Origin of the sequence: Nocardioides sp. Leaf285 (genome assembly GCF_001422955.1) — a bacterium.
Classification (GTDB): Bacteria; Actinomycetota; Actinomycetes; order Propionibacteriales; family Nocardioidaceae; genus Nocardioides; species Nocardioides kribbensis.
Window position 1 is genome coordinate 683,134 of the sequence record NZ_LMNH01000004.1, and the last position, 25,054, is coordinate 708,187.

24 protein-coding genes and 2 tRNA genes are annotated in these 25,054 nt (G+C 75.8%); 14 read left to right on the plus strand and 12 right to left on the minus strand.

Annotated features, from left to right (window positions below):
- Positions 1–182: 182 nt before the first annotated feature.
- From larC to ASF47_RS17365, 3 genes are read right to left on the minus strand one after another with little or no spacing between them, the layout of a single operon-like run.
- Positions 183–1,583, minus strand: a complete 1,401-nt coding sequence (gene larC / locus ASF47_RS17355; RefSeq protein ID WP_235558795.1) for a nickel pincer cofactor biosynthesis protein LarC — start codon at positions 1,581–1,583, stop codon at positions 183–185.
- On the minus strand, positions 1,580–2,320 hold the full coding sequence (gene larB, locus ASF47_RS17360; protein WP_056865185.1) for a nickel pincer cofactor biosynthesis protein LarB: 741 nt from the start codon (positions 2,318–2,320) through the stop codon (positions 1,580–1,582). Before larB ends, larC begins: the two co-directional genes overlap by 4 nt.
- On the minus strand, positions 2,317–3,156 hold the full coding sequence (locus ASF47_RS17365; RefSeq protein WP_056865186.1) for a prephenate dehydratase: 840 nt from the start codon (positions 3,154–3,156) through the stop codon (positions 2,317–2,319). The genes larB and ASF47_RS17365 overlap by 4 nt, the downstream gene beginning before the upstream one ends.
- A 23-nt stretch (positions 3,157–3,179) precedes the next feature.
- On the opposite strand from ASF47_RS17365, the gene ASF47_RS17370 reads away from it, so the two are divergent.
- A complete protein-coding gene (locus ASF47_RS17370) occupies positions 3,180–3,584 on the plus strand; it encodes a DUF4446 family protein (RefSeq protein WP_082500459.1) in 405 nt (134 codons plus the stop codon).
- Between the two features lie 329 nt (positions 3,585–3,913).
- On the plus strand, positions 3,914–5,548 hold the full coding sequence (locus ASF47_RS17375; protein ID WP_056865188.1) for an MFS transporter: 1,635 nt from the start codon (positions 3,914–3,916) through the stop codon (positions 5,546–5,548).
- Here ASF47_RS17375 and ASF47_RS17380 read toward each other — a convergent pair.
- The 3 genes from ASF47_RS17380 to ASF47_RS17390 all read right to left on the minus strand — a co-directional run bounded on the left by ASF47_RS17380 (position 5,530) and on the right by ASF47_RS17390 (position 10,771).
- The gene (locus tag ASF47_RS17380) at positions 5,530–6,201 is read right to left on the minus strand and encodes a response regulator (protein WP_056865327.1); all 672 of its coding nucleotides are present in this window, start codon (positions 6,199–6,201) and stop codon (positions 5,530–5,532) included. The two genes, ASF47_RS17375 and ASF47_RS17380, sit on opposite strands and share 19 nt — an antisense overlap.
- A 74-nt stretch (positions 6,202–6,275) precedes the next feature.
- On the minus strand, positions 6,276–9,059 hold the full coding sequence (locus ASF47_RS17385; RefSeq protein WP_082500460.1) for a sensor histidine kinase: 2,784 nt from the start codon (positions 9,057–9,059) through the stop codon (positions 6,276–6,278).
- Positions 9,060–9,196: 137 nt separating this feature from the next.
- Positions 9,197–10,771: a diacylglycerol kinase family protein gene (locus ASF47_RS17390; protein ID WP_056865189.1), complete on the minus strand. Its 1,575-nt coding sequence runs from the start codon at positions 10,769–10,771 to the stop codon at positions 9,197–9,199.
- 78 nt (positions 10,772–10,849) lie between these two features.
- On the opposite strand from ASF47_RS17390, the gene serS reads away from it, so the two are divergent.
- The 6 genes from serS (at position 10,850) to ASF47_RS17420 (ending at position 15,951) form a co-directional block, all read left to right on the plus strand.
- Positions 10,850–12,184: a serine--tRNA ligase gene (gene serS / locus ASF47_RS17395; protein WP_056865190.1), complete on the plus strand. Its 1,335-nt coding sequence runs from the start codon at positions 10,850–10,852 to the stop codon at positions 12,182–12,184.
- Positions 12,177–13,061, plus strand: a complete 885-nt coding sequence (locus tag ASF47_RS17400) for an HAD family hydrolase (protein ID WP_268778323.1) — start codon at positions 12,177–12,179, stop codon at positions 13,059–13,061. Before serS ends, ASF47_RS17400 begins: the two co-directional genes overlap by 8 nt.
- Positions 13,058–13,738: a GNAT family N-acetyltransferase gene (locus ASF47_RS17405; RefSeq protein ID WP_235558796.1), complete on the plus strand. Its 681-nt coding sequence runs from the start codon at positions 13,058–13,060 to the stop codon at positions 13,736–13,738. Before ASF47_RS17400 ends, ASF47_RS17405 begins: the two co-directional genes overlap by 4 nt.
- The gene (locus tag ASF47_RS17410) at positions 13,735–14,529 is read left to right on the plus strand and encodes an HAD-IIB family hydrolase (RefSeq protein WP_056865191.1); all 795 of its coding nucleotides are present in this window, start codon (positions 13,735–13,737) and stop codon (positions 14,527–14,529) included. Before ASF47_RS17405 ends, ASF47_RS17410 begins: the two co-directional genes overlap by 4 nt.
- Before the next feature lie 17 nt (positions 14,530–14,546).
- A complete protein-coding gene (locus ASF47_RS17415) occupies positions 14,547–15,251 on the plus strand; it encodes a hypothetical protein (protein WP_056865192.1) in 705 nt (234 codons plus the stop codon).
- A gap of 241 nt (positions 15,252–15,492) precedes the next feature.
- Positions 15,493–15,951: a YkvA family protein gene (locus ASF47_RS17420; RefSeq protein ID WP_056865193.1), complete on the plus strand. Its 459-nt coding sequence runs from the start codon at positions 15,493–15,495 to the stop codon at positions 15,949–15,951.
- A 768-nt stretch (positions 15,952–16,719) separates the two neighbouring features.
- Here the strand turns inward: ASF47_RS17420 and ASF47_RS17425 are convergent.
- The 4 genes from ASF47_RS17425 to mobA form a co-directional block, all read right to left on the minus strand.
- The gene (locus tag ASF47_RS17425) at positions 16,720–17,355 is read right to left on the minus strand and encodes a bacterial proteasome activator family protein (protein WP_056865194.1); all 636 of its coding nucleotides are present in this window, start codon (positions 17,353–17,355) and stop codon (positions 16,720–16,722) included.
- Positions 17,356–17,470: 115 nt separating this feature from the next.
- Entirely contained in the window at positions 17,471–18,448 is a 978-nt protein-coding gene (locus ASF47_RS17430; protein WP_056865195.1) for an NAD(P)H-quinone oxidoreductase, read from the minus strand.
- A 176-nt stretch (positions 18,449–18,624) separates the two neighbouring features.
- Positions 18,625–18,921 (minus strand): DUF6457 domain-containing protein, encoded by a 297-nt coding sequence (locus tag ASF47_RS17435; RefSeq protein ID WP_056865196.1) that lies wholly within the window; start codon positions 18,919–18,921, stop codon positions 18,625–18,627.
- A 572-nt stretch (positions 18,922–19,493) separates the two neighbouring features.
- The gene (gene mobA, locus ASF47_RS17440) at positions 19,494–20,123 is read right to left on the minus strand and encodes a molybdenum cofactor guanylyltransferase (protein ID WP_056865197.1); all 630 of its coding nucleotides are present in this window, start codon (positions 20,121–20,123) and stop codon (positions 19,494–19,496) included.
- A gap of 45 nt (positions 20,124–20,168) precedes the next feature.
- On the opposite strand from mobA, the gene ASF47_RS17445 reads away from it, so the two are divergent.
- Genes ASF47_RS17445 through ASF47_RS17455 form a run of 3 tightly spaced genes read left to right on the plus strand, consistent with a single transcriptional unit; the run spans position 20,169 to position 22,311 of the window.
- A complete protein-coding gene (locus ASF47_RS17445) occupies positions 20,169–20,951 on the plus strand; it encodes a carbon-nitrogen hydrolase family protein (RefSeq protein WP_056865198.1) in 783 nt (260 codons plus the stop codon).
- Between the two features lie 11 nt (positions 20,952–20,962).
- Positions 20,963–22,048, plus strand: a complete 1,086-nt coding sequence (locus tag ASF47_RS17450; RefSeq protein ID WP_156697970.1) for a hypothetical protein — start codon at positions 20,963–20,965, stop codon at positions 22,046–22,048.
- 29 nt (positions 22,049–22,077) lie between these two features.
- Positions 22,078–22,311 carry a biotin/lipoyl-binding carrier protein gene (locus ASF47_RS17455; protein ID WP_156697971.1) on the plus strand — a complete coding sequence of 78 codons (234 nt, stop codon included), beginning with the start codon at positions 22,078–22,080 and terminating at the stop codon, positions 22,309–22,311.
- A 99-nt stretch (positions 22,312–22,410) separates the two neighbouring features.
- On the opposite strand, the gene ASF47_RS17460 is transcribed toward ASF47_RS17455, so the two are convergent.
- Positions 22,411–22,498, minus strand: a tRNA-Ser gene (locus ASF47_RS17460).
- 75 nt (positions 22,499–22,573) lie between these two features.
- On the opposite strand from ASF47_RS17460, the gene ASF47_RS17465 reads away from it, so the two are divergent.
- From ASF47_RS17465 to ASF47_RS22140, 3 genes are all read left to right on the plus strand, one after another.
- On the plus strand, positions 22,574–23,050 hold the full coding sequence (locus ASF47_RS17465) for a hypothetical protein (protein ID WP_056865200.1): 477 nt from the start codon (positions 22,574–22,576) through the stop codon (positions 23,048–23,050).
- 112 nt (positions 23,051–23,162) lie between these two features.
- A tRNA-Ser gene (locus ASF47_RS17470) sits at positions 23,163–23,253 on the plus strand.
- Between the two features lie 317 nt (positions 23,254–23,570).
- Positions 23,571–23,702 (plus strand): hypothetical protein, encoded by a 132-nt coding sequence (locus tag ASF47_RS22140; RefSeq protein WP_267477223.1) that lies wholly within the window; start codon positions 23,571–23,573, stop codon positions 23,700–23,702.
- Positions 23,703–23,975: 273 nt separating this feature from the next.
- Here the strand turns inward: ASF47_RS22140 and ASF47_RS17475 are convergent, their stop codons facing one another.
- Entirely contained in the window at positions 23,976–25,001 is a 1,026-nt protein-coding gene (locus ASF47_RS17475) for a LuxR family transcriptional regulator (RefSeq protein WP_082500461.1), read from the minus strand.
- Positions 25,002–25,054 lie beyond the last annotated feature (53 nt).

The window sequence follows — 25,054 nt, forward strand, 5'->3', positions numbered from 1 at the left end:
CCTAGAGAGGTACGCCGGTCGCGCGCCGCTGGCCCGCCGCGTGGTGCGCGGAGGGGGCCGTCGGTGACGTCGCACGCGGTCACGTCCTACTGACCGTTGCGACCACTGGCCGGGCGTGGTGACTGTCAGGTGGTGGTCGCAACGGTCAGTAGGACGCGGAGCGGGCGCGGATCGGGCGGGGCTCAGTCGAGCAGGTCGCGGGCCAGGGCGGCGGCGCGGGCGAGCACGGTGCGGGCGGGCAGGCCGAGGGCGGTGGCGGCGCGGGCGACGTCGTCCCACTCGGGCTGGGCGGTGACGACGCGGCCGTCGAGGGTGGAGAGCTTGACCGCGACGCGGTGGCCGTCGAGGTCGACGCCGGCGAGGGTGCGGGGGAGCGCGTGCTTGGTGACGGGGTGCTCGCGCAGCCCGATCGCGGAGGTCTCGCGCAGCACCACGTCGCGCACGGCGGCAACGCGGGCCGGCACGACCAGCACCGACAGGGTGTGGGCGGGGCGGCCCTTCTTCATCAGCACCGGGGTCAGCCACGCGTCGGCCGCCCCGGCCGCGAGCAGCGCGTCGAGCACGCCCGGCCACACGCGGGGGTCGAGGTCGTCGACGTTGGTCTCCAGCACGACCTCGGTGGTGGTGTCGCCCGCGCCGGGCGCGCCCCCCGGGCCGCCCGCTCGGGGGGCGACGTCGACGGGGTCGCCGAGGAGCAGGCGGAGCACGTTGGCGTGGCCGGCCGGGTCGCGCCCGCCGGCGCCGACGCCGACCGCGCAGACGCGCAGCGCCGGCTGGGGTCCCCAGCCGGCGGCCAGCGTGGTGAGCAGGGCCGCCCCGGTGGGGGTGCACAGCTCCTGGGCGGGGGCGCCGGCCGGTCCGGCGTACGACGGGGCGCCGCGCAGCAGCTCCACGACCGCGGGCGGCGGCACCGCCAGCACGCCGTGGGCGCTGCGCACCGTGCCCGACCCCACCGCGACCGGGCTCACCGTGAGCCCGCCGGGCTGCGCTGCGGGCTGTGCTGCTGCGGCGGCTCCGGGGTGCAGGCCGAGGTGGACCACGCCGGCGCAGACGCCCACCACGTCGGCGATGGCGTCGAGGGCGCCGACCTCGTGGAAGTGCACCTCGTCGGCGGGGTGGCCGTGCACGGCGCCCTCGGCCGCCGCGAGGCGGGCGAAGACCGCCAGCGCGAGGTCGCGGACGGCCGGCGCGAGGTCGGCGGCGCCGAGGAGGGTGCGCACGTCGCGCCACGTGCGGTGGGTGGTGGAGTCGGCGACGACGACGTGGCAGCGCACGGCCGCGAACCCGCCGCGCCGCACCTTCTCGACCTCGAGGCGCACCGGCTCGGGGGAGACCGCGTCGACGGCCGCCTGGAGCACCGCCAGCGGCACCCCCGCGCCCAGCAGGGCGCCGAGGAGCATGTCGCCGCTCGCGCCGGAGGAGGCGTCGACCCAGGCCGACGCGCGTGCGGCGCCCTCGTGGTCCGCGCCGCCGGCCTCGCCCGCGCCGTCCGCCTCGCCTGCGCCGTCCGCCTCGCCCGCGCTGTCCGGGTGACCGGCGGGCCGCACCGGGTGGTCGCCGCTGGGGGCGTCGGGGGCGCTCACGGGCGCGGCGCCGCCCGCCGGGCCACGCGGGCGGCGAAGACGCCGGCGCCGTAGCCGTTGTCGACGTTGACCACGCTCACGCCGGGCGCGCAGGAGCTGAGCATCGCCAGCAGGGCGGTGACCCCGCCGAGCGAGGCGCCGTAGCCGACCGAGGTGGGGCAGGCCACCAGCGGCACCCCGACCAGCCCGCCGACCACCGAGGGCAGGGCGCCCTCCATGCCGGCCACCACGACCAGGCAGTCGGCCGCCTCGAGTCGCTCGCGCACGGCGAGCAGCCGGTGCAGGCCCGCGACGCCGACGTCGTCGATGCGCTCGACCCCGGCGCCGTGCACCCGCACGGTGAGCTCGGCCTCGGCCGCCACGGGGGCGTCGGAGGTGCCGGCGGCCACCACGAGCACCCGTCCGGCGGGTGTCGGGAGCGGGCCGAGGGTGGCCGCGCGGGCCACCGGGTGCAGCGCGGCCTGGGGCAGCTCCTCGGCGACCGCGGCCAGCGCCTCGGGGGCCAGCCGCGTGGCGAGCACCGCGCGGTCGGGGTGCTGGGCGTGCAGGCGGCGCAGGATGGCGACGACCTGCGCGGGGGTCTTGCCCTGCCCGAAGACGACCTCCGGGTCGCCGGTGCGCGCGGCCCGGTCGAGGTCGAGGCGGGCGAAGCCGAGGTCCGCCGTACGCCCGTCGGGAGCGTCGGTGGCGTCGGCCCCGTCCGCGCCGTCCGGGTGCTGCTCCGAGGGCGAGGTCATGCGCGGAAGGGGTCGGCGGGGTAGACGCCGAGGATCTTGACGTCGGTGGTGAAGAAGGCCAGCTCCTCCAGGGCCCGCTTGAGGCCGGGGTCGTCGGGGTGGCCGTCGACCTCGGCGAGGAACTGGGTGGCGGTGAACTGCCCGCCGACCATGTAGCTCTCCAGCTTGGTCATGTTGACGCCGTTGGTGGCGAAGCCGCCGAGCGCCTTGTAGAGCGCGGAGGGCAGGTTGCGCACGTTGAAGATGAAGCTCGTGACCACCGGGCCCGAGCCGGGCGCGGCCTCGACGAGGTCGCGGGAGAGCACGACGAAGCGGGTGGTGTTGTGGTCCTCGTCCTCGACGTCCTCGGCCAGCACCTGCAGGCCGTAGATCTGCGCGGCCAGCGGCGGGGAGATCGAGGCCTGGGTCGGGTCGCCGGCCTCCGCGACCTCGCGCGCCGCTCCCGCGGTGTCGCCGGAGATGACCGGCGTGAGGCCGTGCTCCCGGATCACCTTGCGGCACTGGCCCAGCGCGTGCACGTGGCTGTGCACGGTGTCGATCGACTCCAGGGTCGCGCCCGGTACGCCCAGGAGGTGGAAGCGGATGCGCAGGAAGTGCTCGCCGATGATGTGCAGCCCCGAGTCGGGCAGGAAGTGGTGGATGTCGGCGACGCGTCCGGCCAGGGAGTTGTCGATCGGGATCATGGCCAGGTCGGCCTCCCCGGACTCCACGGCGGCGAAGACGTCCTCGAACGACGCGCACGCCAGCGCCTCCCAGGAGGGGTAGTGCTCCTGGCACACGATGTGGGAGTTGGCTCCCGGCTCGCCCTGGTAGGCGATGCGTCGCTGGTTCGGCACGCGGGCAGTTTAGGTTGAGCGGCGTGATCGCTGTCGTCGTGCTCTCCCTGGTGGTCGCCCTCGCCGCCGTCGCCCTCGCCGTCGTGGCGCTGCGTCGTACGGCGGCGCCCCCGGCCGGCGACGCCGAGGCGCTGCCCGCCGACGTCGAGGGACTGCGCCGCGAGGTCGCCGCCCTGCGCGCCGAGGCCCGCGACGCCCTGCGCCACCTCTCGGTCGTGCGCTACGACGCCTTCGGCGACATGGGCGGCCACCTCTCCTGGTCGCTGGCCCTGCTCGACGACTCCGGCCACGGCGTCGTGCTGACCTCCATCCACGGCCGCTCCGAGGCCCGCACCTACGCCAAGACGATCGTCGCCTGGCGCTGCGAGCAGCAGCTCTCCCCCGAGGAGCAGGAGGCCGTCACCGCGGCCCGCCCGGGCAAGGGCTGAGCGGCTCGGCGGGTCACAGGCTCGGCGGGTTTCAGGCTCGGCGGGTTTCACCAGCCGGCTGGCGAAACCCGCACTGGTCGGCCCACGCACGGGCCGACACGTGCGGGTCCGGGCCGACAGGTGGCCGCTCGGCCGGCGGGCGAGCACCGCGCCGACCTCGCTCGTCGCCGGCCGGGCTGCGGGTGAGGGCCCAGGGGCCGGAGGTCGCGTCGTCCTCCTCGCCGGCCCGCTCACCCCTCCGGCCACGATCGGTTGACCGCAGCAACCGTCGGCGTACCGTTCACCGGGTCATCGTCAGCCGCGTGAGCACCCAGCCGCAGGAGCGCCCCATGTCCCACCAAGCCGTGGCCACCGACCACAGCGCCGCGACCCGCTCGAAGTGGTGGACCCTCGCCGCGGTCTGCACCGGGGTGTTCATGCTGCTGCTCGACATCACGATCGTGAACGTCGCGCTGCCCGACATCCAGCGCGAGCTCGACGCCTCGCTCTCCGACCTGCAGTGGGTCATCGACGCCTACGCCCTGAGCCTCGCCGCGCTGCTGCTGACCGCGGGCTCGCTGGCCGACCTCTTCGGGCGCCGCCTGGTCTTCACCCTCGGCCTGGTGCTGTTCACCATCGGCTCGGTGGCGTGCGGCGCCGCCCAGGACATCGTCCTGCTCACGCTGGCCCGCGCCTTCCAGGGCATCGGCGGCGCCGCGATGTTCGCGACCGCGCTCGCGCTGCTGGCCACGGCGTACGTCGGGCGCGACCGCGGCGTGGCCTTCGGCGCCTTCGGGGCCACCACCGGCGTCGCCGTCGCCATCGGCCCGGTGCTCGGCGGCGTGCTCACCAGCGGGCTGTCGTGGCGCTGGATCTTCTTCGTCAACATCCCGATCTGCGTGGTCGCGATCGCGATCACGCTGCTGCGGGTGGAGGAGTCGCGCAACCCCCACGCGGGCCGGCCGGACTGGTTCGGCTTCGTGACCTTCAGCCTCGCGCTGGGCTCGCTGGTCTACGGCCTCATCGAGGCCGGCCAGGACGGCTGGGGCGACCAGCGGGTGGTCGGCTTCCTGGTGGCCGCGGCGGTGCTGATGGCGGTCTTCCTGGTCAGCCAGGTGCGCCAGCGCTCCCCGATGCTCGACCTGGGCCTGCTGCGCAAGCCGACCTTCGTCGGCGGCCTCGTGGCGGCCTTCGGCGTCTCCGCCTCGATCTTCTCGCTGCTGACCTACCTGGTCATCTACGTCCAGAACGTCCTCGACTACTCCGCCGTCGGCACCGGCGTGCGCTTCCTCTTCCTCTCCGGCGCCTCCTTCGTGGCCGCCGCGGTGGCGGGCCGGCTGACCGAGAAGGTGCCGACCAAGTGGCTCATCGGCCCCGGCTTCCTCGTGCTGGGCGTGGGGCTGCTGCTGGTGCTCGGCATCGAGGACGACTCCTCGTGGACCCACCTCATCCCGGGCCTGCTCGTCTCCGGTCTCGGCATCGGCCTGATCAACCCGCCGCTGGCCTCGACCGCGGTCGGCGTGGTCACCCCCGAGCGCTCGGGCATGGCCTCGGGGGTCAACTCGACCTTCCGCCAGGTCGGCATCGCCACCGGCATCGCCGCGCTCGGCTCGATCTTCGGCAACCAGGTCGCCGACGCCGTCACCTCCGACCTCACCGGCCAGGTGCCCGACCAGGCCCTGCCCGGCCTGGTCGCCGCGCTCTCCGGCGGTCAGGTCCAGGCTGCGGCGCAGGGCGCCCAGGCCGCCGCGGCCTCCGGGGCCGGGGGTGCCTCGGCCGGCCAGCAGGCCTACGACCTCGTCACCGGCGTCGGCACCTCCGCGGTCGTCGACGCCCTCAACCACATCACCGCCATCGGCGCCGGCATCGCCTTCGTCTCCGGGGTGCTGTGCCTGCTGCTGATCCGCCAGAGGGACTTCGTGGTCCACGGCGCCCCGCCCGCCGAGGCGTCGGCGCAGCAGCCGCCTCAGGGCTCCAGCGTGTAGCCCAGCCCCGCGGAGGTGATGAGGTGCCGCGGGTGGGCGGGGTCGTCCTCGAGCTTGCGCCGCAGCTGCGCGGCGTAGACCCGCAGGTAGTGGGTCTCGGAGTGGTAGGCCGGCCCCCACACCTCCCGCAGCACCTGCTCGCGGGTCACCAGCCGCCCCAGGTGGCGCGTGAGCAGCTCGAGGAAGGCCCACTCCGTGGGCGTGAGCCGTACGTCGTGCCCGCGCCTCGCGACGCGCTTGCGGGCCAGGTCGATGCGCAGCTCGCCCACGACCACCACGGGCTCGGCGGGGGCGGCGGTCTCGGCGGCGCGGCGCACCGCGGCCCGCAGCCGGGCCATGAGCTCGTTCATCGCGAAGGGCTTGGTGACGTAGTCGTCGGCGCCGAGGTCGAGCGCCTCGACCTTGTCCTCGCCGTGCTGGCGCGCGGAGAGCACCACGATCGGCACGCTAGTCCAGCCGCGCAGACCGGTGATCACCTCGGTGCCGTCGAGGTCGGGCAGGCCGAGGTCGAGCAGCACCACGTCGGGGCGCCCCCCGGCGGCGGCCTCGAGCGCCGTGCGGCCGTCGGGGGCGGTGGTGACCTCCCAGCCGGCGGCGCGCAGGTTGACCGCGAGGGCGTGGGCCAGCGGCGCCTCGTCCTCCACCACCAGCACCCGCGGGCGCGCCCGGGCGGGGGCGTCCTCGCCCGACCCGTGCGCGGGCGACCGGTCGGTGCGCTCCGGCCCGCTCACCGGACCACCCCCTCGGGCCGGTCCTCGTCGGCCACCGGTCGGTCGGCCGCTCCGGTGGTGGGCCGGGTCGCGGGTCCGGCTGCGTGCTCCGCCGCGGGCCCGGCCGCGGGTCGGGTGGCGGGTCCGGCGGCCGTTGCGTCGGCGGGTCCGTCGGCCAGGGGGTCGCGGCCGACGCCCGCCCGCGGCACCGACAGCACCATGGTCAGCCCGCCGCCGGGGGTGTCGTCGGCCTCGAGGGTCGCCCCCACCGCCTCGGCCAGCCCGCGGGCGACGGCCAGGCCGAGCCCGAGCCCGCCGGGGGAGCGGTCGCCGAGGCGCTGGAAGGGCTCGAACATCCGCGCCCGCTCCGCCGGCGGCACCCCGGGGCCGCGGTCGACCACCAGCACCTCGACGCTCGTGGGCTGCACGTGGGCGAGCACGCGCACGGCCACGCCGTCGGAGACCCGCACCGCGTTGGCGACCAGGTTGGCGACGACGCGCTCGAGCAGGCCCGCGTCGGTGCGCACCAGCGGGGTGTCCTCGGCGACCTCGAGGCTCACCGCCCCCGGGGCGTGGCCCGACACCGCCAGGGGCAGCACCTCCTCCAGGCTCCGGTCGGCGAGCACCGGGTGCACCAGCCCGGTGCGCAGCCGCGAGAGGTCGAGCAGGTTGTCGATGAGGCCCTCCAGCTGCTCGGTCGAGGCGCCCACGCTGCTCACCAGCGCGGCCCGGTCGGCCGGGTCGAGGTCGCCTCCTCCCGGTCCGCTGCCGATCAGCCCGTCGACCGAGGCGCGCATCGTGGCCAGCGGGGTGCGCAGGTCGTGGGAGACCGCCTGCAGCAGGGCGGTCGAGGTGGCCTCGGCGCCCTCGAGGGCGACCGCGCGCTCCTCGCGCGCCCGCAGCCGGCGGTGCTCCAGCACGAGGGAGGCCTGCACCGCGAAGGCCTCCAGCACCCGCTGGTCGCTGGCGCGCAGCGTCTCGCCGCGCAGGCACAGCTCGTGCACGTCGTCGACGCGCACGCGGGTGTCGGCGGCCTCCGGCGTCGCGGCCGGGCCGTCGCCGGAGGCGGCCACGACCCGCCACCCGGTCGGCGCGGGCGCGGCGCCGGTCGACCCCGCGGTGCCCGGCGTACGGCCCGAGGCACCGTCGACCCGCTCGTCGGCCCCGCCGGGCCGGGCGCCACCGTCGACGGAGGGTGCGGCACCGCGGGCCAGGAGGGCCACCGAGGTCTGCCCGAAGACCTCGCGTACCCGCTCGGTGACGGCCTCGGCGGTGTCCTGGCCGGTGAGCACCGAGCGCGACAGCGAGGCGAGGGTGGCCGCCTCCGTGCGGGCGCGCAGGGCGTCGGCGGCGCGGCGGGAGGCCCGGTCGACGACCGAGGCGACCCCGGCGGCGACGGCGACGTAGACCAGGAGGGCCACGACGTCGGTGGGCTGGGCGATGGTGAGCCGGCCGACGGGCTCGGTGAAGTACCAGTTGAGCAGCACGAAGCCGAGCAGCGCCGCCAGCAGCGCCGGCAGCAGCCCGCCGACGAGGGCGACCAGCACGGCCGCCGCGAGCAGCAGCATCTCGGCGAGCGGCAGCTGCCCCGGGCCCTCGACGCGGGTCAGCACGGCGGTGAGCAGCGCGGGGAGCAGCAGGGCGCTGAGCCAGCCGGCGACCTGGCGCGAGCGCGAGAGCGGGGAGAGCAGCGGGCGGCCCTGCAGCCGCCGGCCGACCTGGTCGTGGGTGACCAGGTGCACGTCGATGGCGCCGGCCAGCGAGGCGATCCGGTCGCCGCTGGAGCCCACGAGCAGCCTCCGCAGCCGGCCGTGGCGGCTCACGCCGACCACGACCATGGTGGCGTTGGCGCCCGAGGCGAAGTCGACCACCGCGGCCGGCACGTCCTCGCCGACCACGGGGTGGAAGCTGCCGCCGAGGTCGGCCACCAGCTGCTGGACCCGCGCGATCGGCTCGCCGCCCTGCGGGCGCAGCCCGTCGGTGGCCAGCACGTGCACGGCCATCAGCTCCGAGCCGGCCGCCCGCTGGGCCAGCCGGGCCCCGCGGCGCAGCAGGGTCTCGCTCTCGGGACCGCCGGTCACGGCCACGACGATCCGCTCCTTGGTCGGCCACGTGTGCGCGATGCGGTGGGCGCGGCGGTAGTCGCCCAGCGCGTCGTCGACCCGGTCGGCCAGCCACAGCAGCGCCAGCTCGCGCAGCGCGGTGAGGTTGCCGACGCGGAAGTAGGAGGCGAGCGAGGCGTCGACGTTCTCGGGGCGGTAGACGTTGCCGTGGGCCAGGCGCCGGCGCAGCGCGTCGGGGCTCATGTCGACCAGCTGGATCTGGTCGGCGGTGCGCACGACCTCGTCGGGCACGGTCTCGCGCTGGCGCACCCCGGTGATCCGCTCGACCTCGTCGTTGAGCGACTCCAGGTGCTGGATGTTGACGGTGGTGACGACGTCGATGCCGGCCGCGCGCAGCTCCTCGACGTCGCCGGCGCGCTTGTCGTGGCGCGAGCCCGGGGCGTTGGTGTGGGCCAGCTCGTCGACCAGCACCACCGCGGGCCGCCGGGCCAGCACGGCGTCGACGTCCATCTCGGTCAGGCGGGCGCCGCGGTGCTCGACCACCCGGCGCGGCAGCACCTCCAGCCCGGCCACCGCGGCCTCGGTGTGGCGCCGGCCGTGGGTCTCGACGTAGCCCACGACCACGTCGGTGCCCCGCTCCGCGCGCCGGCGGGCCTCGTCGAGCATCGCGTAGGTCTTGCCGACCCCGGGCGCCGCGCCGAGGTAGACCGTCAGCCGGCCCCGGCGCGCACCCTCCATGCCCCGATCCTCCCACCGGCCCGCGCGCGACCCCAGCGCCACGACGTCAAGGAAGCGTCAAGACCCGACCGCCCGCACCGGCCCGCAGCCACGGCCCGGGTCTGCGCCGCAGCCGCACGGCGGCGACGTACGTCGTGTCAGCGCGGCACGCGCACCAGCACGCGGCCGTGCACGCACTCCATGCGCAGCTCGCAGCCGGGGCCGATCGAGTCGCCGTCGAGCTGGCGGGGGGTCTCGGTGGCGGCGCGGACCACGACGGAGTGACCGGTCATCCGGTTGACCAGCTCGTCGGTGTGCTTGCGCTTGAGCAGCACCCGCCAGGCCAGTGGGATCCAGGAGAGGAAGTTGCGCGGGTGGAGGATGACGACGTCGAGGGTGCCGTCGTCGATGGCGGCGTCGGGCAGCAGCGGCATGCCGGCCTGGAGGAAGCCGACGTTGCCGACGACCACGGTGCGGGCGCGGTGGGTGGTGGGCTCGCCGCCGTCGACGGAGATCTCCACCTTCACCGCGGGGAACATGATCGACTTCAGCCCTGAGAGCACGTAGGCCAGCCAGCCCACGCGCTTCTTGATGTCCTCGTTGACGCCCTCCATGATCGCGGCGTCGAAGCCCATGCCGGCCATCACCATGAAGTGGCTGTCCTCGATGCCGTCGCCGCTGACGGCGACCATGTCGATCGCGCGGTCCTGGCCGGTGAGGGCGACGTCGATGGCGGCGCGGATGTAGAGCGGCACGGCGAGGTTGCGGGCCAGCAGGTTGCCGGTGCCGGCCGGGATGATCCCGATCGGGATGCCGGTGCCGGCGAGCTCGGCGCAGACCTCGCGCACGGTGCCGTCGCCGCCGCACACGATGACCAGGTCGGCGCCGGCGACCGCGGCGGCCTCGGCCATGCCGGTGCCGGGGTCCTCGACGGTGGTGAGGTGCCAGCGCGGCTCCGACCAGCCGGCCTCGGCGGCCATCGCGGAGACGGTGGCCTGGAAGGCCTCGACGCTCTCCACCTTGATGGGGTTCAGGACGACGTGCAGGCGCCGGGCCGAGGGGTAGGGGTCGGGCAGCGGGTCGGACTTGACCGCGTGGCTGCGCGGCAGCGGGGAGTAGAGGGCCAGCACGAGCAGCGCGACGCCGACGCCGAGGAGCACACCCGCGGTGACGTCGGTGGTGTAGTGGCGCCCCAGCAGGACCCGGTCGGCGCAGACGACGACCACGAGGACGGCGACGGCGCCGAAGGCCAGCCGCCGCACCCCGGCGCGGCGTACGAGCATGACGACGAGCACGACGACCACCGCGCCCCAGGCGGCGATGGAGGAGGCGTGGCCCGACGGGAAGGCGTTGGAGGAGAGCACGGCGTCGGGGTTCTGCCACGGCGGGCGCTCCCGGCCCACGGTGAGCTTGAGCCCGGTGGTGGCCGCGGAGGTGATCGCCATGACGAGCACGGCGTAGAGCGCGGCGCGGCGGTGCCCGCGGGTGAACATGAGCACCGCCACGACCGCCGTGAGCACGGTCATGCCGACCGTGCCGAAGGCCGCCTCCACCAGGTGCAGCGGCGTGCGCAGCCAGCCGAGGTCCACGGCCCAGGCCTCGATCGGGTCACCGCGCTCGTCGAGGCCGCTGAGCGGGCCCCAGGCCTGGGTGACGGCGAGCGTGAGCAGGGCGAAGGCCACGAAGCACGCGCCGGCCCAGCTCAGGAGGACGAGGCGGGGGCGGTCGAGCACCCGGACAGTATGCCGACGCCCCGGGGGGCCTGTGGAACTCGCGTGAGGCGGCGCCGCCCGCCCCGATAGCCTCTCACCATGATCGACCCCCGGATCCTGCGAGACGACCCCGACCGCGTGCGCGCCGCCCAGGCCAAGCGCGGCCTGTCCGACGCGGTGGTCGACACCGCCCTGGCCGCCGACGCGGCGCGCCGGGCCGCGATCGGGGAGTTCGAGGCCAGGCGCGCGCAGCAGAAGCAGCTGGGCAAGCAGATCCCGCAGGCCCAGGGCGAGGAGAAGCAGGCGCTGCTGGCGCAGACCAAGACCCTGGCCGCCGAGGTCAAGGCGGCCGAGGCCGCGCAGGGCGAGGCCGAGGAGGCCTGGCGCGCCGCGCTGCTCAGCATCCCCAACCTCGCCGACGAGCAGACCCCGGCCGGGGGTGAGGACGACTTCGTCGTGCTCGAGACCGTCGGCACGCCCCGCGACTTCGCCGCCGAGGGCTTCGAGCCGCGCGACCACGTGGAGCTGGGCCGCCTGCTCGGTGCGATCGACCTCGACCGCGGCGCCAAGGTGTCGGGCTCGCGGTTCTACTTCCTCACCGGCGTCGGCGCCGAGCTCGAGCTGGCCCTGGTCAACCTGGCCATGGAGCAGGCCCGCGAGGTCGGCTTCACCCAGGTCATAGCGCCCTCGATGGTCAAGCCCCGCGCCATGGACGGCACCGGCTTCCTCGGCCAGGCCGCCGACGACGTCTACCGCATCGAGGGCCAGGACATGTACCTCGTGGGCACCTCGGAGGTGCCCATGGCGGCCTACCACTCCGACGAGATCCTCGACGGTGCCTCGCTGCCGCTGCGCTACGCCGCCTTCAGCCCCTGCTTCCGCAAGGAGGCCGGCTCGCACGGCAAGGACACCAAGGGCATCATCCGGGTGCACTGGTTCGACAAGGTCGAGATGTTCGTCTACACCACGCCCGAGGAGGCCGTCGCCGAGCACCAGCGGCTGCTGGAGTGGGAGAAGATGTTCCTCGACAAGCTCGAGCTGGCCTACCAGGTCATCGACGTCGCCGCCGGCGACCTCGGTCTCTCGGCGATCCGCAAGTTCGACTGCGAGGCGTGGATCCCCACCCAGGGCAAGTACCGCGAGCTCACCTCGACCTCCAACTGCACCGAGTTCCAGACCCGCCGCCTCGACACGCGCGCCCGGTACGCCGCCGGCGCTGCGGCCGGCGAGGGGTCGGGCGGCAGCGGCGGCGGCAGCGGCACCGAGGTCGGCCCGGTCGCGACCCTCAACGGCACGCTGTGCGCGATGACGCGCACCATCGTGGCGATCCTCGAGACCCACCAGCAGGCCGACGGGTCGGTGCGGGTGCCGAAGGCGCTGCAGAAGTGGATGGGCCGCGAGGTCCTCGAGCCGCTGGAGCCTGCGCGTGGCTGAGCTGGTCACCGAGCCCGGCGGCTCCGACGGCGCCGACGGGCGTCCCGCCCCCGGCCCGGGCTGGCGCCCGCGGCTGGTGGCCCTCGACATCGACGGCACGCTGCTGCGCTGGGTCGACGGCGGAGGGGCGGCCCACGAGGAGATGTCGGAGGCGGTGCGCGAGGCTGTCCGGGCCGCCCGTGACGGGGGCGCCCACATCGTGCTCTCCAGCGGGCGCAGCCCCCACAGCATGACCGACGTGGCCGACCAGCTGGGCCTGGGCAGCGAGGACGAGCCGGTCTGGGTCGTGGCCTCCAACGGCGCGGTCGTCTTCCGCTACCCGCCGCTCGACGTCGTGCTGGAGGAGACCTTCGACGCCCGCGCCGCGGTCGCCGCCGTGCTCGCCGAGCACCCTGACGCCATCGTGGCGGTCGAGGAGCGCGGCGTGGGCTACCGGCTCAACAAGCCCTTCCCCGAGGGCGAGCTCACCGGGGAGATGATCCTGGCCGACGTCGAGGACATCGTGGCCGAGCCCGTCAGCCGCGTCATCATCCGCGACCCCGCCGCCACCGCCGACGACTTCGTGGCCCTCGCGGCCCGTCTGGGCCTCCAGGGCACCGACTACGTCGTGGGGTGGACGGCCTGGCTCGACCTCGCCGCCGCCGGGGTCTCCAAGGCCTCCGGCCTCGACCACGTGGCCGCCGAGCTCGGCGTGACCGCCGACGACGCGCTGGCCATCGGCGACGGGCGCAACGACCTCGAGATGCTCGCCTGGGCCCGGCGCGGGGTGGCCATGGGCCAGGCCGTGCCGGAGGTGCACGCGGTCGCCGACGCCACCACCGCCAGCGTCGACGACGACGGTGCCGCCGTCGAGATCCGCCGCTGGTTCCCCGCGTGAGCGGGCAGGCGGCCCTCGTGGCCGGGCCGCCGCGCGTGGTCTCCACCGAGCGGCTGGCGCTCGTGCTGTGGTCCCCCGAGGTCGCGGCCGACGTGCGGGCGCGCCGCCGACGTCCCGAGTTCCACCCCGACTTCCCGCGCCCCGACGACGCCGACGCCGCGACCCTGTGGGTCGACGACGACGCCTGGGGGCCGCGCAGCATCGTGCGCGGTCGCACCGTGCTCGGCTCGATCGGCTTCTTCGGTCCGCCCGAGCCCGCGGCCGACGCCACCCCCGAGACCGAGGTCGGCTACGGCCTGGTGCAGGAGGCGTGGGGCTGGGGCTTCGCCACCGAGGCGCTGCAGGGGCTGCTCGCCCACACCGACCACGTGGGGGTGCGGCTGCGGGCCGGCGTACGCCCCGACAACCGGGCGAGCGTGCGCGTCCTCGCGAAGTGCGGCTTCACCGAGCTGCGGGGCTCCGACGAGGAGGGCCGGCTGATGATGGCGAGGCCCCTGCCGGGCACGGCCTCGCCGCTCGCGGGCACCGGCGCGCGGCGCGCCGCGGAGCGCGAGCAGGACCGGCTCGAGCGGCTCGAGCAGGAGCGGCTGGAGCAGGAGCAGGCGGCGACCGACCCCGCGACCGGCCCCGCGACCGGCCCGACGGCCGGCGCGACGCCGGCGGAGGAGACACCGTGAGCCTGCCCCGTCTGGTCGCCACCGACCTCGACGGCACCCTGGTCCGCTCCGACGGCAGCGTGTCCGACTACACCCGCGAGGTGCTGCTGGGCGTCGAGCGCCTCGGCGTGCCTGTCGTCTTCGTGACCGGCCGCCCGCTGCGGTGGGCGCGCGACGTCTTCGACCACGTCGGCGACCACGGTCTGGCCGTGGTCTCCAACGGCGCCCTGCTGTGGGACGTCGCCGCCGACCGGGCCCGCCTCGAGCGCGCCATCTCCGCCGAGGACGCCCTGGCCTTCTGCCGCGACCTGCGCGCGGCCGTGCCGGGCACGGCGTTCGCGGTGGAGGACCTCGACGGCATCGCCCTCGAGCCGGGGTTCATGGAGCGCCACCCGATCCCCGATGCCAGTCGGCGCGCCCCTCTCGAGGAGCTCATGGACCGCCCGGCGCTCAAGCTGCTGGCGCGCCACGAGGAGCTCGACGCCCAGGACTTCTGGGACCGTGCCGAGGCCGCCACCGGCGGCCGGCTCACCATCACCTGGTCGTCGTCGAGCGCCCTGCTCGAGGTGAGTGCGGCCGAGGTGACCAAGGCCTCGACGCTGGCGATGCTCTGCGCCGACCTGGGGGTCGAGGCCGTCGACGTCGTGGCCTTCGGCGACATGCCCAACGACCTGCCGATGCTCGGCTGGGCGGGCACGGCCTACGCCATGGCCGACGCGCACCCCACCGTCACGGCCGCCGCCGACCACGTCGCGCCGGGTCACGACGAGGACGGTGTGGCCACCGTGCTGGCTGGTGTGTTCGGGCTGTGATCTGGTCTCATGGGCGCGTGCCCGCCCTCGGACAGACACCCGCCGCGTCGGCGACGCCGCCGGCCCCGGCCGCCACGCCCCTGCTGCGGTGGGCCACGGGTCTGCTCGTGGTGGCGCTGGTCGTCCTCGCGGTGCTGGTGGGTCAGGGAGCCTCCGGCGGTGCCGGCTCCGCGTCGGCCTCGCCGTCGCCCTCCCGCACGCCCAACACCTGCGCCGACGCCGACCTCGCCGAGCAGATCCGCACCGCCGACGCCGTCTTCACCGGTGTCGTGACCTCCTCGACGAGCTCGCAGGCTGAGGGCGGCGACGGCGCGGAGATCCTGCACGAGGTGCAGGTCGACCTGGTCTACAAGGGCCGCAGCAGCGTCACCACCCCCGAGGTGCAGGTGCGCAGCCTGCGCGGCACCGAGCAGGGCTGCGACCTCGGCGAGCTGGTCGACGGCGAGGAGTACGTCTTCGTCGTCGCCGCCGACGGCGACTCCTGGTTCGCCGCGGGCGACAGCGGCACCGCCCCGGCCACGGCCTCCTACGTCGAGCAGGTCGACGCCATCGTCATCGCCGAGCCCCGCCCGCCGGTCTCGCCGGAGCCCGAGCAGGCCTCCTTCGAGGCCCTCGACCCGGCCGAGCCGACCACGCTCACCCGCGCCGCCGCCCCCGGCGCGGCCCTGGTCATCGTCGGGCTGCTCGGCCTCGTCGTCGTCCGCCGCCTCAACCGGCGCTGACCCGCCCACCGTCGGTGCTCCGCCCACCGTCGGTGACCCGCCCCGCGACGCTGACCCGTCCACCCGCGGTGTCCCGTCCACCGTCGGTGCCCCGCCCACCCGCGGTGTCCCGCCCACCGTCGGTGCCCCGCCCACCGTCAGTGCTGCACTGTCGGCCGGCGGCTGGACCCGTGCTCGAACCCACAGCCGGGCTCGCCACCGCCGTCGGACCCGCGCCCGGGTGCGACCGCGAGGCCGCGCGGTGAGCCAGCCCTGGTCGACCCTGGTCGCCGTCGGCGGTGGTCTCCTGCTGCTGTGGGCCGGGCTGGTCCTGGCGCTGTGGCTGCTGGCCCGCCGCGACCAGCGCACGGGCAGCCTGCGCGAGGCGCTGCGGCTGCTGCCCGACGTCGTGCGGCTGCTGCGCGCGCTGGCCGCCGACCCCGACCTCCCCCGTGGCGTGCGGCTGCGGCTCGTGCTGCTGCTGGCCTACCTGCTGATGCCGCTCGACCTGGTGCCCGACCTCATCCCCGTCGTCGGCTGGGCCGACGACGTCGTGGTCGTCGCCCTCGCCCTGCGCTCCGTGGTGCGTCGCGCCGGGCCCGACGCCCTCGACCGCCACTGGCCCGGCACTCCCGACGGGCTCACCGTCGTACGCCGCCTGGCCGGCCTGCCGACGCCTCCCGCGACCGGACGCCAGCCCGGCTCCGGCTCCGGGCTCTGACCCCGGCCCCGGCCCCGGCCCCGAGTCTGGGCCCGGCTCTGACCCCGACCCCGACCCCGACCCCGGCCTCGGCCCCGGATCTGGGCCCGGCTCCGGCTCTGGACCCGGCACCGGACCCGGGGCCGGGGCCCGCACCCCGCCCGGCTCCCCCTGAGGCGCTCTCGACCGGCACCCCCTGGGGGTGGCAGCGGCTGCGCGGCGCTCCACGACGCCGGCAACGTCTCCTGGGTTGAACGAACGTTCGATCAACCCGGACAGTCTGCCCGGAGGTCTCCAGCGTCGGTCGACCGTCCGACCACTCCGCACGGCCCGGCACCGGAAGAACCCTCCGACCGCGGCCCTCCTCAGACCGTCCCCAGCGCCGGCAACGTCTCCCGGGTTGAACGAACGTTCGATCAACCCGGACGGACTGCCCGGAGGGGTCTCCAGCGTCGGACGACCGTCCGACTACCCCGTACTCCCCGGCGCCGGAGGACAGCTCCGACCGCCGCCGCCCTCGGACCGTCTACAGCGGCGGGCACAGGCCGACCCCGGCCCACCTCGGGGGCCGCGGTCGCGCCGCCACCACGTCCCGCCCTGCGACGATCCGAGGAGCCGCCGTGCCGCAGCACCACCTCCCGCCGGCCCCCTCACGTCGCCAGCGGACGGGCGAACGCCTGCTGCGCGATGCGCCGTCCCGTGATGCTCCCCGCTCTCGCGACCCTCGCGGCCGCCGCGCCCGCGGACGGGGCCGCGCCCTCCGCACCGCGCTGAGCGCGGGTCAGGCGCTCAGAGGTACATGCCCCCCGAGCCACCGGGCGACTCGGCGCCCGGCTGCCCCGGACCCGGCTGCCCCGGCTGGCCGGGCTGACCCGGCTGACCGGGGCCCGGGTGGCCCTGGCCCGCGGGCAGGCCGCGCCGCATCTGCTCGAACTGCGCCCTCGCCTGCATCTGCTGGGCGTAGATCGCGGTCTGGATCCCGTGGAAGAGACCCTCGAGCCAGCCGACCAGCTGGGCCTGGGCGATGCGCAGCTCGCCCTCCGACGGGGTGGAGTCCTCGGTGAAGGGCAGGCTGAGGCGCTGCAGCTCCTCGACCAGCTCGGGGGCGAGGCCCTGCTCGAGCTCGGCGATGGAGGCCTGGTGGATGTCCTTGAGCCGGTTGCGGCTGGCCTCGTCGAGCGGCGCGGCCTTCACCTCCTCGAGCAGCTGACGGATCATGCTGCCGATCCGCATCACCTTCGCCGGCTGCTCGACCAGGTCGGTCACGGCGCGCTCGCCGTCGCCGTCGCCGTCCTCGTCGCCGCTCGCGGCCTGCGCGGCCACGGCCAGGGCCGAGGCGGGCACGCTGCCCATCGGCTGGCCGTCGGGGCCGACGATGACGATCTGCTGCTCCTGCTCGGGGCTCTCGCTCTGCTGCTCGGTCATGGGTTCACCTTAGGTACGTCGAGAGATCGGTCGGGAGACCGGTCGGGAGGTCGGTCGGGGGCGCCCGGCAGCAGCGGCAGTGACCGGGAGTCGCAGCCGCTGCGGGCGGGGCCGGTCACGTCGTGAGCAGGATCTTTCCGGTGTGCGACCCCGAGGTCATCAGCTCGTGGGCGGCGACGACCTCGTCGAGCGGCATGGTGCCGTGCACGACCGGCGTGACCGACCCGTCGGCCAGCAGCGGCCACACGTGCTCGACGAGGGAGTGGCAGATGGCCGACTTGTTCTCCACCGAGCGCGCCCGCAGGGAGGTGGCGACCACGCTGCCGCGCTTGCGCAGCAGGGTGCCGAGGTCGAGCTCGGCCTTGGCACCGCCCTGCATGCCGATGACCACGAGCACGCCCTCGAGGGCCAGCGCGTCGACGTTGCGCATGAGGTACTTCGCGCCCATGTTGTCGAGGATGACGTTGACCCCGGCGCCGTCGGTGGCCTCCTTGACCACCTCGACGAAGTCCTGGTCGTGGTAATCGATGGTCACGTCGGCGCCGAGGTCGCGGCAGAAGGCGAGCTTCTCGGCGGTGCCACCGGTGGTCATGACGCGGGCGCCGCGGGCGTGGGCCAGCTGGATCGCGAAGGTGCCGATGCCGCCGGCGCCGCCGTGCACCAGGAAGGTCTGCCCGGCCTCGAGACCGGCGATCATGAAGACGTTGGACCACACCGTGGCCGCCACCTCGGGCACGGCCGCGGCCGTGACCAGGTCGAGCCCGGCCGGCACGGGCATGACCTGGCCCTCGGGCACGGCGACCTTCGTCGCGTAGCCGCCACCGGCGAGCAGCGCGCAGACCTCGTCGCCCACGACCCAGCGCGTCACGCCCTCGCCGACGGCGGAGACCGTGCCGGAGCACTCCATGCCGATCACGTCGGAGGCGCCGGGCGGGGGCGGGTAGTGGCCCTGGCGCTGCAGCAGGTCGGCGCGGTTGAGCCCCGCGGCCGCGACGTCGAGCACGACCTCGCCGGGCCCCGGCTCGGGGTCGGGCAGCTCGGTGACGGACAGGACCTCGGGACCACCGGTCCCCTGGGCGACGACAGCACGCATGCCTGCGACCCTAGGCCGCCGCGACCACGCCCGGACCACCCCTAGGTCCAGGCCCGGTGCCGACCGGCGCGCCGCCGTCGTACGCCGCGGCCGGAGCCCGCAGCCCGGAGCCCGCAGCCCGGAGCCCCGAGACCGGAGCCCGGTGATTAGAGGCCTCAGTCCGGAGGCGGCAGCCCTCAGCCGGCGCTGTGGCGCGCGGCCCACTCCTCGGCGAGCCGCTCGGCGCGGGCCGACAGCTCCTCGACCACCGCGGGGTCGCCGCCGCGCAGACCGGCGGCGAGCCCGACGAGGTAGGTGGTTACCGGCGCGGCCGGCCGCAGCACCCCGTGCGCGGCCACGCGGGCCAGGTCGAGCACGAGCGCCTCGTCGACCTCGTGACCCTCGAGCCCGAGCGCCGCCGTGGCCTCGTCGATCCAGTCGGCCAGCGTCGGTTCGGCGGGGGCGGGGGTCTGGTCGTCCGCGGGGGAGGTCATGGCCCCAGCCTCTCAGGTGCCGGCCGCTCCGGTGCCGGCCCCGGTCTCCCGCTGACCCCCACTCGCGGCGCGGTCCTTCCCGCGCCATTGCGCTGCTTGCGCAGCTGAGACGTTCGCACCGGTGCGCCAACGGTGCAAACCTGGCTCAGCTGCCCGGTCTTGTCCGCGCAATTGCGCCGCTTGCGCAGCCGAGACGCCCGGACCGGTGCACCAGCCACGCAAACCTGGCTCGGCGGCTCGATCCTTCTCGCGCCATCGCGCCGTTTGCGCAGCCCCGCCGGCGTCGCGGTCCCCAGCGCGATTGCGCCAGTTCCGCAGCGGAGCCGTCCGCACCGATGCTCCAGCCGCGCACACCTGGCCCAGCGGCGCGCCGGGTCCCGCGCGATTGCGCCGTTTCCGCAGTCGAGGCGCCGGCGACCGTGCTCCAGCCACGCAAACCGGGCCTGGCGGTCCCGCCGGTCCCGCGCAATTGCGCCGCTTGCGCAGCCCCGACCACGGCCCCCGCCGGCGGCCCCCGACGGCCGCCGCCCACCTGACGGCCGACTCGCGACCGCCCCCTGGGGTCAGCCGCCTCAGCCCGGCGGCTCGGCGAGGTCGCGCAGGTCGGCCCAGGTGTCGACGTCGCGGTGCTCCTCGCCCAGGGCGGCGACCTCGGCGAGCCGCAGGTCGCGCAGCAGGTGCCTCATGGCCATGCCGTGCTGCCCCTCGTGGTCGGGGCGCACGGCGTCGAGCCGGTCGGTGCGGAGCACGAGGGCGAGCTGGTGGCGTCCGTCGGGGGCGACCAGGCGCGCCCCGTCGAGGTCCTCGGCGGGACCGTCCTCCCCGAGGAGCGCGTCGTGGAGGCGGCGGAATGTGTGCGCGGTGACGCGGGGCATGTCGACGGCCAGTACGCCGAGCGTGCGGGGCTCCCGCACCAGGGCGTCGCGCCCGGTGAGCAGCGCCGCGACCGGGCCGCCGTGGCGCGGCGACTCGCGGCAGAAGGTGACCGGCCGCTCCGTCGGCACCGGGTCGCCGACCACCACGACCTCGGCGGCGTCGACGAGCGCGTCGAGGGCGTGGGTGAGCAGTGAGCGCCCGTGCAGCTCGACGCCGGCCTTGTCGACGCCGTCGAGGCGCACGGCGGTGCCGCCGGCGAGCACGACGGCGCAGAAGCCACCGGTGTCGGGGTCGAGCAGGGGACCGGTGGGGGAGGAGCCGGGCATGCCTGGAGTCTCGCACCGGTCGCGGCCGGCTGGCAGGCTGGAGCCATGACCGCCGACACGACGTGGACCACGGCACGGGTCGCCCTCGTGCAGGAGGCCTCGGGTCTCGAGCCCGCGGGCAACCGCGAGCGCCTGGCCGCGCTGGTGCCGACCGGCCACGACCTGGTCGTGCTGCCGGAGGCCTTCGCCCGCGACTTCGGCACCGCAGGCTCGCCGCTGGGCGAGCACGCCGAGCCGGTCGACGGGCCCTTCGCCTCCGAGGTGGCCCGCGTCGCGGCCGCCGCCGGCACCACGGTGGTCGCGGGGATGTTCGAGACCGGCCCCGACCCCGAGCGCCCGTGGAACACGCTGGTGGTGCGCGGGGCGGTGAGCGCGGAGTACCGCAAGATCCACCTCTACGACTCCTTCGGCTACCGCGAGTCCGACGTGCTGACGGCCGGCCCCACGACCCCCCGGGTGGTCGACCTCGCCGGCCTGCGGGTCGGTCTGATGACCTGCTACGACCTGCGCTTCCCCGAGCACGCCCGCGCGCTGGTCGACGCCGGCGCCGAGCTGCTCGTGGTGCCCGCGGCCTGGGTCGCGGGGGAGCGCAAGGTCGACCACTGGCGCACCCTCGTGCGGGCCCGCGCGATCGAGAACACCGTCTACGTCGCAGCCGCCGCCCAGCCGGCCCCGCGCTACTCCGGACACTCGATGCTCGTCGACCCGCTCGGCGACGTGCTCGCCGAGGCCGGCGACGGCTCCGAGGTCGTCGGCGCCGAGATCAGCGCCGCGGTGCTTGCGCAGGCGCGTCGTACCAACCACTCCCTGGCCAACCGGCGTCTGTAGCCTCTCCGCTCGTGCCCGCCCCCGACCCCGCGACCCCCGCGCCCTCGAGCACCGCGTCCTCCGACACCCCCTCCGATGCCCGGCCCGACGCCTCCCCGGGTACGCCGACCCGCGCCGGATGGCGCCGCGTGGCCCCGCTGGCCGCCTGGTGGGTCGTGGTGCTCGGCGGGGTGGCGGCCCTCGTGGTGGCGCTGCTCGACGTCGTGCCCGCCGACGAGCGGCTGCTCTCGGGCATCGGGTCGGTGGCCGTCACCAGCGCCTACACCTGGGCGCTGGTGGCCCGCGCCGGCGGACGGCCGCTGCTCTTCGGCGCGCTCGCGCTGCTGCTCGGCGTGGGCGTCCTGGTGCTCGACGAGGACTGGCTGCGCACGGGCGCCGCGGTGATGACGTGCGCGGTCGCCTCCGTGCTCGGCGTGATGGTCACCGTGCCGGCGCAGCGCTTCGTGCAGGCCGCCCGCGAGTGCGCCCTGGCGGTGCTGGTGGCCGCGGGCGGGGCGCTGGCCATGCTGGGCTTCGAGCCGGTCATCGCGCAGGTGCGCTTCGAGTACACCGTCTTCGGGCTCTCCCTGCTCGCCGCCTTCGCCCTCGTCCACCGCCTCGGCGCCGGGCTCCACGGCCTGGGCCGCCGCGGTCTGGTCGGCGTGCTCGGCGGCGGGCTCCTGCTCGCGCTGACCCTGGCCTACGCCGAGCTGCTGCGCCGCTACGGCCCCGGCGACGCCGTGGACAGCGTGCTCGACGGCGTCCGGTGGACCCGGGAGACCCTCGGTGCCTTCCCCCGTCCGATCGAGACCGTCCTGGGCGTGCCCGCCCTCGCGTGGGGCTGCCACATGCGCGCCCGGCGCCGCCAGGGCTGGTGGATCTGCGCCTTCGGGGTGGCGGCCACGGCCCCGGTGACCACCGCGCTGATGAACCCCGCCACCTCGCTGCTCGAGGCGGGCCTCTCGGTGGGCTACGGCCTCGTGGTGGGCCTGGTGATCGGCTTCGTCGTCATCCGCGTCGACCTCGCCCTCACCGGCCCGCGCGGCTCGCGGGCCCGCCGCGCCGAGGCCGAGGCCGCGGTGCGCCCGGAGCCACCTCGGGCCTCGGCGCTGCAGTAGTACGCGCCGGTAACGGCTAGGTTCGAGACGTGGCTCGTGAACAGGTGACGGAGATCCTCGCGGAGATGGTGGCCAACGTGCTCACCATCGCGGTCGCGCCCGGCGAGCGCGTCGAGACCGGTGACACCGTGGTGCTGCTGGAGTCGATGAAGATGGAGATCCCGGTCATCGCCGAGGTCCCCGGCGTCGTGACCGAGGTGCGCGTCAGCCCCGGCGACGTCGTCCAGGAGGGCGACCTGCTCGTGGCCCTCACCCGCGCCTGACCGGCCCCACCGACGGGCCTCACCGACCGGGCCCGACCGACCGGGCCCGACCCGTCGGCGCCTTACCCGCGGGGCACCCAGGCGACCAGGCACGGCACGTGGCAGAGGGGGCGGGATTCGAACCCGCGGTAGGTCTCCCTACGACCGCTTTCAAGGCGGTTCCGATCGGCCGCTCCGGCACCCCTCCTCGCCGCGCCCGCCCGCAGCGCGGGTGGTGCGACCCGCGCAGTCTACGAGGAGCGGGCGGGTGGACAATCGAGGCATGCCCGAGCCGCTGCCGACCCCGCACGACTACCGCATGCACCCCGCCCTGGCCGCCCGCTTCGTGGGCGCCGGCCTGGTGGCCCTCGCGCTGGTGATGTTCGGCGGCACCGCGCTGGTCGCGGTGGCGGGGTGGTCCGGCGACCTGCTTCTCGTGCCGCTGGTGCTCGGCGTCGTCGGCGTCATCACCCTCGGCTGGTGGCTGCGCTCACGGGCCTACGTGCTGCGCGCCGACGCCGAGGGCTACCACGTGCGGCTGGTGCGGGGCGCCGGCGTGCGCGACGCCGCCTGGCGCGACGTCGAGTCGGCGGCCACCTCCTCCCCGCGCGGCATCCCGTGCCTGGTGCTGCACCTGCGCGGTGGCGGCACGACGACGATCCCGGTGCAGGCCGTCGCGATCGACCGCGAGCAGCTGGCGCGCGAGGTGCAGCGTCGCCTCGACGCCGGGCGCGGCCTGCGCCGCCTCGGCGACTCCTGACCCCAGCTCGACCGGTGCCCTGACGGGGCACGTCCCCAGCGCGACGCGTCCGGTCCGCGCGCCTGATTGGTGCGCCGGGAGGGCCGCCTTGTAGCCTGTGCTCGCTGTTCTCGGAGGCGTCGCATAGTGGCCTAGTGCGCCCGCCTGCTAAGCGGGTTGAGGGTTGAACCCTCTCGCGGGTTCAAATCCCGCCGCCTCCGCCAGCCACGACCCCCGTCGGACTCCTCCGCCGGGGGTCGTCCTGTCCCTGCCGACGGGGCCCCTCGCGCCCGTCGCGCCGCCGGCGTGACCCGGGCGACACCGCTGGACCGGCGGGGTGCTTGCCAAGGCCCCGCGGCGCGCGCGACCCTCGTGGCAGTGCACGGGCCGCCCTCGGGGCCGGACCGCTATTCCGCGACGGCGGCTGCAACCTTCTGCAATGCAGGTTTCTGAGCCAACCCGCCGCGCCCGATCGCGACGCCGAGGACGGAGGATGGGGCCACGGGCCATTCCGTGGGCCCCCGAGGACAAGGACTCCGCCATGAACGTCGCCCGCAAGCTCGCCGTCACCGTCGCCGCCACCGTCCTGAGCGTCGGCCTCGTCGGTCTCACCTCCGCCCCCGCCCAGGCCGACACCAGCTGGGGCTGCGGCGGCTGCGTCAGCAAGAAGTGACCTGAGCGCGGGCTGGCCCCGCGCCTCTCCCTTGTGAGACGGGGAGCGAACGTCCCCCCCGACTTGTTCGGTCCCAGTGCCGGTCCACGGCCCGTCTCCCCCCGAGGACAGCGACTCCGGTCGCTGTCCTCGCTGGTTCCGGACCCGTACGCCGCTGGCGTGCGGGTCCGGCCCGCGTCCGGCCCCTCCACCTCCGGCCCGGTCACGCCCCGACCAGTCACGCCCGGACCGGTCACGCCCGGCACGCTGCGCGCCGGGCCGTGCGGTGGAGCGTCACTCCTGGTCGGGCGCGCCCGCCTCGCCGTCGAGGGCCCGGTCGCCTTGCACGCCGCGCCGGCCCATCAGGTAGCCGAGCTGGAAGCGGGTGTCGGCGTCGTGCTCGGCCTTGAGGTCGGCGACGTAGCCGGCGTAGGTGCGGGGGCTGACCCCGAGCCGCTTGGCGCTGACGGGGTCGGCGTGGCCCTCGATGAGCATCCGGATCGTCATCGCCCGCTGCTCCTCGGCGATGTCCTTCATCGTCGTGGACTCGCGGTTGCCGAAGGGGCGGGCGCGCTCCCAGGCCCGCTCGAAGACGTCGACCAGGTAGGCCACCACCGAGGGCTCGCGCACGGCGATGGCCAGGGTGTTGTCGTCGGTGGCGGGGATGACCACGACGCGGCGGTCGACCACGATCATGCGGTTGAAGAACTCGTCGAGCGTGCGCACCTCGGCGCCGAGGCCGGTGACGGCCGCGACGTACTTGTGCGTGACCGCGCTGCGCCGGGCGCTGTGCTGGTAGAGCGTGCGCATCCTGACCCCGCGCGCGAGGGCTGCGGTGTCGCGAAGCGCGGCCTCGGCGAGGGTCTGCGGGTCGCGACCGGTCTGCGGCTGCGCGGTGAGCAGCTCGCTCTCGGTCTCGGCGGTGAGCCCACCGATGTAGGGGCCGATCGCGGCGCCGCGCAGGTAGGTGAAGGGGCCGCGGCCGCCGGTCTCCGGGGCGCGGCGCCACGCCTGGCGCAGCGGGCCGAAGGCGCGCGCCCACTGCGAGGACTCCTCCAGCAGGCGCCCGGCCTCCGTGCTCAGCGGGGTGACCACCCGTGACTGGACCGCGGCGGGGTCCTCGGGGAGCCAGGTCGCGCTGTGGGCGTCGAGGCTGACCAGCCCGAGCTGCACGAGCAGGTCGAAGGCGGGCCGGTCGTCGGCGCCCTCGGCCAGCCGCGGGTCGTCGGCGGCCATGCCGCCGGCCGCGACCATGTCCTCGTAGAGGGCGACGCAGTGCTCCTCGAAGGCCGCCCTGTCCTCGGGCCCGAACACCGCCACGCGTCCCCCTGACCTGGCCCCTGACCTGGCTCGTCGTCGTGCGCGAGCACCTG